The following is a 6795-nucleotide window of genomic DNA, read 5'->3' as shown; positions in this document are numbered from 1 at the left end:
TTCAATGAAGTCTCTTCGAAAACCAAGTTTTTCCAGATCAAGCTGTTCTACAAATTGGTCAATGGCTCTCACACTGTTAAATTGGTCAATGGAATCTTCCAGGGAAACGGGGAAGAGGCAGGTCTGTCTTCTGTCTTTGCCAGATATGTATTTCATACTATTAAGATACAAAAAAGCTAAAAAATGACCTTGGGTCTTTCTTGAAAAGTATGAACAAGTTATTAGACAGTCTGACGTTGCAAGTAATACTCGGGCTTTCTAGAAAGACTCAAAATCAGAAATTTAACCAACAGTATTTAAAGAACAGAAAACGGAATCCGAAACGGAAGCCAAAAAGCAAGTTGCGGAATTACTCACTCATGCGGAATTAAATGCATCGTAAAAAAACTGAATTTTGATGACAGTGTAACTGACCGTTACCACATCAAGCTGAGTTAAAAACTTTAGCGGAGACGGTCCATAACGCTGAAAATCACTCTTGCGGAATTGACCAATCTTATGGAATTAGCTCGGTTGCGGAATTTTGAACTCACGAATTCCTAGCAGAACGCAATTCAAATCCAAATTGTAACTAAACTAGAAACAGCCGTGATTACTACTTGCAACATCGCGTATAATTAATTGCTTGGCTTGTTCTTCTTCCAAAAACCCTCGCGGATGCCCAAGTTCGTTTTTATTTGCTCAATTAGCGATTGAGACACGTAACTAATCATACTCAAGAGCGTTGTGGTTAATTTTGACCAACCGATAGGCAGTTGACTAAATGAGAAACATAGTTCAATCATTATCGATTTGAAAGTAAATTAACTCGAATTAAATTTAAAATCATTAACTTAAAAACAATCAACGGTATGAAACACAAACGAATTAAAACTTATCTAAAATTTGGAATCCTGCTCTTTGGAATTTCCGCTATTGCCATTGCCTGTCAAAAAGATGATAACGTTTCTACTGAGCAAAACTCAGAACTTAAAATCCCTCAAATAGAAACAATATCTTATGATGACGACAATACCACTTTTAACAATCTAAAATCTCAATATAATTTAGATAGATATAGAGCCACAAAGTTTACTGGTAATATTCAAGCTAAATCTACTACAGATACACTTGGGCTTGTTATTGAGACCGATATTATAAAACAGGCTACACTCGGTGATTACACTTCATATACAATAAAAATTGTACACCAAAACGATAGTACAGTATTCTATAACCTCACCATTGAATACAAAAATGGTGAATCTGATTTGTTCATTACCAAATATACACCAACTGAGTATTGGATAAACAATAAAGACAAGCCCTTTCAAGGTAAAGTGCAGTCCAAAAGAGCTACTTTAACACAATACACAGACCCAGAGGAAGCTTTTGAAGAAGGTTACACGGGAAACCCTGAATTAGGCTCTGGTCCAGGCGGAGGTGGTGGCGCTCAATATGGTTCTGATTATCCTGTAGGATGTTTAGGGACTGTCGTTGTAACTACCGAACTTGTTGCCTACAAATGTGGTTGTGGAGATTGGCCATGGGACGATTGTGAAGGATGTAGCACAAGTCCTCAATGGCCTGGCTATGACCAAGTGACTCTGTACGCTTGTGAAGAAAATTGGGATATTGAAGACCCTTATGACCCTGGCGATACTGGTAATCCAGGAGGTGGCTCTTTACCAGACCCAACAGACGATGACCCGTCGATTACAGTTACCATAAGACCCGAAGAATGTACAGAACAAATAACTGGTGATTTAGACGGAGATTGTGCTTTAAGTCCTTATGAATTCTGTATGCTTGGCGATAATAGTCAAGAAATCTGCGACTGTGTTGCAGATGATAACACACTTGCTGAATGCATTGAGGAAGATGAGTTAATATCTGATTGTAATTTGCTCGAAAATCTGTCATTGAGTGCTGATTTTGCAACCAAAATGCAAGAATTAATTAATAATACTACAGGCAATACAGAAATAGCTTATTTTGGTAGTACAGACGATAATGATGATACCACTTTTCCAGACAGAGTTGAAAGTCAACCAGACCAAAGAGGAGTTAATGTTAGTATCAGTTCTAATGTTCCGGTAGATGTATTTATCCATAACCATTTCAATAACGGTTTGGGCTCATTATCTGTTTTCTCTGGTTCAGACTTATACACATTATACCAACTCTATACTAACGGTAATATTTCAGACGTTGATGAATATGTTATGGTAGTTGCAACACCAGGAAGTAATGCTAGTTCTACTGATGATGATACTGTATATGCTATAACCATAAATGATTTAAACAGCTTTGCTGAGTTTGGAAGTAAGTTTTTAATTGATGATTTTCTTATAGATGCTTTATATCAAAATATAGGAAACAAAATTGATACAAATATTTCAATTAATTTAAACGAAGAACGCTTTGCTAAACTACTAAAAGACTTTAGTTCTGGATTAACCTTACATAGAGGTGATAGAAATGATTTAACTAGTTGGACAAAACTTAAGGTAAAGAATGATAACACAATTAAAGAAAGTAATTGCAATTAAATAAAAATAACAATGAAAAAAATAATAATTTTATTAGCGGTAACAGTTAGTTTTTACATATGTAAAGCACAAACTGTTTATAGTTTTGATGTAGAACCTGAAAATATGACATCAGACAACTATTATATAAAAGACCTAAACAATGAACATGATGCAATAATAGGTACTTGGAAATGGGAAGAAGGAAATTCTACTTTCGAGATAACATTACAAGAATTTCAAATGTATAATTATCCTGAAAATTCTACCCGATACTATGATGCAATTTTCGGAAAATATAAATATATTGAAAATGGAAATTTAATAGCAGAGGTTAATTCAATTCAACCATTTCCTAATTCTAAGTTAGTTTTCAACTTCAAATCGTCAACTGAATATAGTATTGTAATAAAAGATATGGTTAGTCTAAAATCAATGGTTGGTGAGTTTCAAATTATTTCAGGAAATACTGCAACATTAAATTTATGGCGTAGTGAAGGAGTTAGAGTAAACTCACCTGGTGATAATGGAATAGAATTCTCTCTACCAACCTCTATAAGTTTAACTAAACAATAAAAACTAACCACAACAATGTATATAAAAAATAGCAGCTAAGAGCTAAACTTAAAATTCAATTCTTATCTGCTATTTTTGTTTTAAAACTGAAAAATTACAGCTTGTTTATCTACTACTTCTCATATACAGAGACGTTAGCTTTGATGCCAAGAAAAATCAGAACTAAAAAAAGAAAATGAAAGATAAAAAAGAAAGTTTTTTAACAACGCCTACAAAGAAACATTTAATTATATTCGGATTATTATGGTTTATTAGTATTGCTTTATTGACTTTGAGTATTACCGATTTATTTACCGAAAGTTTTTTTCAAAAAAATTATATAATGATGTACTTTTTAATGATTGGTTCGACTGTAGCTACAGGAAAACTATATTTTAATTATTGGAAAAATAAAACTCTGGATTCAAATTAAAATTCGGAATGAAAATTACGGTTGACTTTTTTTGCTCGTTTGCGGAATTGAAGGCTGAATAAAAAAACAGAATTGCGTGCGGAATTTAGCAAGTTGCGGAATTGTTCACTCGAAATATGAATTTAAAATATTGCGGAATTTGAGCAAGTTTGCGGAATTGAAAAAAGTCCGAATTTACTCAAAATCTGAAAAACCAAATAGCTGAATAAAAAGCACTAAAAGCTAACACCGTATATAATTTATTGCTGGCTTCTTGCCTACTTACGAAAGTCCTCGCGGACTTTCTTGGTTCGTGTTTTATTTACTAACTTTAGTGCTTAAACACGCAACAAACCATATACAAAAACGTTAGGCACAATGCGCGAGCAAGTTTGTGAATAAATTAGTGGAATTTAACATAATGATAACATTAATTACGGGAAAACCGTAAATACAAACCATTGCAAATTATTAATTTTAGAAGAAAATTAAATCAATATGAAAAATCTACTATTATTGCTCACAATTACACTAACACTAAGCTGTTGTAAAAAAGACGACGACCAATCCGAAAATCCAATAGACCAATTACCACCTGCTACACAAACGGGAGAACAAACTTTTGGCTGCCTAATTAATGGTGAAGCTTTTGTACCACCTAGTTTTGGTAGTAATTCGCCAAGTGCGTTTTACCAATTCGTTGATGGTGCTTATACATTAAGTATTTATGGAAGTATCAGTGGAGGTCCAAACCTTAAGTCTATTAATATAGGATGTTTGGATATGCCATTAATTCAAGAAACTAATTATACTTTAAGAGAAAGAATTACTAATAATTATTTTGGGAATTACAATATTGGCGGTGGAATAACCTATAGTGGTAGCTCATCAACAGAATACCCTGGAACTTTAGTAATAACAAACTTCGACCCAGATAATTTTATTATTTCAGGGACTTTTGAGTTTACAGTTTTGGATAGCGATGGTGGCGAAATTAACATTACCAATGGTCGCTTTGACATGAACTACACTAATTAATTTAAAAACCGCTAACTATGATTTAAAAACGAAACTGAAAAAGAAAGACCGTTACGATAGACGCAACAGTCTTTCATAAAAAATCAAATTAAACAACCGTTCAACTTTGTCTAATTTAATTAGTAAAACTAATTACTACAAAAAACACTATGCTATGAAAAATCTACTTTTATTGCTTACAATTACACTAACACTAAGCTGTTGTAAAAAAGACGACGACCAATCTACAAACCCAATAGACCAATTACCACCTGCCACACAAACAGGAGAACAGACATTTGGTTGCCTAATTAATGGAGAAGCTTTTGTACCACCTAGTTTTGGTAGTAATTCACCGAGTGCATTTTACCAATTTGTTAATGGTGCTTATACTTTAGGCATATCGGCTAGCAAAGGTGGTGGTAATGAACTGAAATCAATTTTATTGGGAGCACTCGATGTCCCTAATATTATTGAAACCAATTATTTATTAAAATCTGAGCAAAGCGGTAATTTTATAGGTAAATATTTAATCGGTGGAGGCATAATTTCTAATAGTGTTACAACTGATGAAAATCCAGGAACTTTAATAATAACCAATTTTGACCAAGATAATTTTATAATTTCTGGCTCTTTCGAGTTTACAGTGATTGATAATGATGGCAATGAAGTCCATATAACAGATGGTCGCTTTGATATGAACTATACTAATTAATTTAAAAACCGCTAACTATGATTTAAAAACTAAACCGAAAAAGAAAGACCGTTACGTAAGACGCAACAGTCTTTCAGAAAAAAAAATCAAATTAAACAACCGTTCAACTTTGTCTAATCTAATCTTCAAAATTATGAAATTTTTAAACTACAATTACATTAAATTTTACAATAACTATTACACAAACTATAAATTGATAATAGTATTGCTCTTTATTGGAGTTTTTCAAATAGGATACTCACAAAACATCAATACATCTCTTGCATCAGACATTAATCAAAAATTCTCTCTTTTAGAAAAAAAATAGAATACCCAACCATATTCTTCTAGATTATGGTTTTGACCTTATAGACGTTTCACAATTTGATGGTGTGTTGCGCAGTACGAACTATTTAGACATAGAGCGTTACAATTTAATTTATAACTCAATGGTGTCTTCTGCTACCCAATTAAATGTTAGTGGCATTGAATCGCCTCAACAAGAACTCACAGAATGGAAAAACTTACAGAAACAACAGAATAATAATGCTAAACTCAACAACAAAGCATCTATTGTATTAAATGGGTTGTTTTTCAATTACTCTAAAATCAATATAAATGCATTGAGCAACAACAAAATTAGTGTTGTCAATGATAAATATATCAATGGCATTTGGCAAAACCCATACGACAACAAACTTTCCTTTGCAATAGTCTCACCTGTTTTTGCCATTAGTAAAAGTAATGTAGAGGTTAAGCTACCTACAACCTTATGGCATAGTAACACTGCTATTACTGATATTGCCATAGATTTTGGTAATAATACAGGTTATAAAAATTTAAGCAATGGTAATTTAGCATCTACAAATTATACAAATATTGGTACTTATACATGGACATACAGAGTGCGCTTAAGCAACGGACAATATAAATATTGCAGACAAAAAGTAAAAGTTACCCAAGTTGACAATAATAATGCACAAGCAAGAAAACCAAATTGCGCCATACAAGAAGAGCCTATTACTTCTACTAAATCGTTTCAAGGTGTTTTTGGCTCTGCAACATTACAAATAGCTTATGGCAGTGCTAACTGTACAATGCAAAAACCTTTAATTGTTGCCGAAGGTTTGGACACTGGCTTAATGGGACAAGGTGGTAGTATTGGAGATAATGATATTAATAGTTTTTTTCAATCTATTTTTCAATCAGGCAGTAATGAATTAGAAAATTTAACAATAAACAATACAGCAGTAGACTACGATATCATCTACGTTAATTGGGACAGTGGTACAGATTTTATACAACGTAATGCTTATGTTTTAGAGGAGGTTATAAAATGGGTTAACGACCAAAAGGCATTAGCAGGTAGTACTGAACCTAATGTTGTACTCGGTCAAAGTATGGGAGGATTAATTGGAATTCCTACAAAAAGCGTGACTATTTTTATTAAGCCGCTTTATTGATTAAATTTTCTAATTCTAGTTGCATTTCCAATGGTGTTCTATACCCCAAGGTTGAATGGATCCTTTTGGTGTTGTACCAGCTTATATATTCTACCAGGCACGCATGCAGCTGTTCACTCGACGCAAATCTATATCTATTTGTAC

The 6795-nt window shown here is 33.0% G+C and carries 7 protein-coding genes; 6 read left to right on the top strand and 1 reads right to left on the bottom strand.

The window, feature by feature from the left end:
- The first annotated feature begins 851 nt into the window (after positions 1–851).
- The 6 genes from ESY88_RS20085 to ESY88_RS20060 all read left to right on the top strand — a co-directional run bounded on the left by ESY88_RS20085 (position 852) and on the right by ESY88_RS20060 (position 6651).
- Positions 852–2531: a hypothetical protein gene (locus ESY88_RS20085; protein ID WP_147088479.1), complete on the top strand. Its 1680-nt coding sequence runs from the start codon at positions 852–854 to the stop codon at positions 2529–2531.
- Positions 2532–2543: 12 nt separating this feature from the next.
- Positions 2544–3086, top strand: coding sequence for a DUF6705 family protein (locus ESY88_RS20080; protein ID WP_147088478.1), 543 nt, complete (start codon positions 2544–2546; stop codon positions 3084–3086).
- Positions 3087–3261: 175 nt separating this feature from the next.
- Positions 3262–3498 (top strand): hypothetical protein, encoded by a 237-nt coding sequence (locus ESY88_RS20075; protein WP_147088477.1) that lies wholly within the window; start codon positions 3262–3264, stop codon positions 3496–3498.
- A 477-nt stretch (positions 3499–3975) separates the two neighbouring features.
- Positions 3976–4515: a hypothetical protein gene (locus tag ESY88_RS20070; RefSeq protein WP_147088476.1), complete on the top strand. Its 540-nt coding sequence runs from the start codon at positions 3976–3978 to the stop codon at positions 4513–4515.
- 154 nt (positions 4516–4669) lie between these two features.
- On the top strand, positions 4670–5209 hold the full coding sequence (locus ESY88_RS20065) for a hypothetical protein (RefSeq protein ID WP_147088475.1): 540 nt from the start codon (positions 4670–4672) through the stop codon (positions 5207–5209).
- A gap of 428 nt (positions 5210–5637) precedes the next feature.
- The gene (locus ESY88_RS20060) at positions 5638–6651 is read left to right on the top strand and encodes a hypothetical protein (protein ID WP_147088474.1); all 1014 of its coding nucleotides are present in this window, start codon (positions 5638–5640) and stop codon (positions 6649–6651) included.
- On the opposite strand, the gene ESY88_RS21975 is transcribed toward ESY88_RS20060, so the two are convergent.
- A partial coding sequence (locus ESY88_RS21975) for an IS3 family transposase (RefSeq protein ID WP_147088277.1) occupies positions 6635–6795 on the bottom strand: 161 nt, incomplete at its 5' end. The two genes, ESY88_RS20060 and ESY88_RS21975, sit on opposite strands and share 17 nt — an antisense overlap.

The sequence above is a fragment of the Subsaximicrobium wynnwilliamsii genome (genome assembly GCF_007997225.1).
Classification (GTDB): domain Bacteria; phylum Bacteroidota; class Bacteroidia; order Flavobacteriales; family Flavobacteriaceae; genus Psychroserpens; species Psychroserpens wynnwilliamsii.
This window is presented reverse-complemented; position numbering and strand designations above follow the sequence as displayed.

Bases quoted from the DNA above. Each gene is read 5' to 3' on its own strand.
- ESY88_RS20085 (WP_147088479.1), top strand. From the start codon at position 852: ATGAAACACAAACGAATTAAAACTTATCTAAAATTTGGAATCCTGCTC.
- ESY88_RS20080 (WP_147088478.1), top strand. From the start codon at position 2,544: ATGAAAAAAATAATAATTTTATTAGCGGTAACAGTTAGTTTTTACATA.
- ESY88_RS20075 (WP_147088477.1), top strand. From the start codon at position 3,262: ATGAAAGATAAAAAAGAAAGTTTTTTAACAACGCCTACAAAGAAACAT.
- ESY88_RS20070 (WP_147088476.1), top strand. From the start codon at position 3,976: ATGAAAAATCTACTATTATTGCTCACAATTACACTAACACTAAGCTGT.
- ESY88_RS20065 (WP_147088475.1), top strand. From the start codon at position 4,670: ATGAAAAATCTACTTTTATTGCTTACAATTACACTAACACTAAGCTGT.
- ESY88_RS20060 (WP_147088474.1), top strand. From the start codon at position 5,638: ATGGTGTCTTCTGCTACCCAATTAAATGTTAGTGGCATTGAATCGCCT.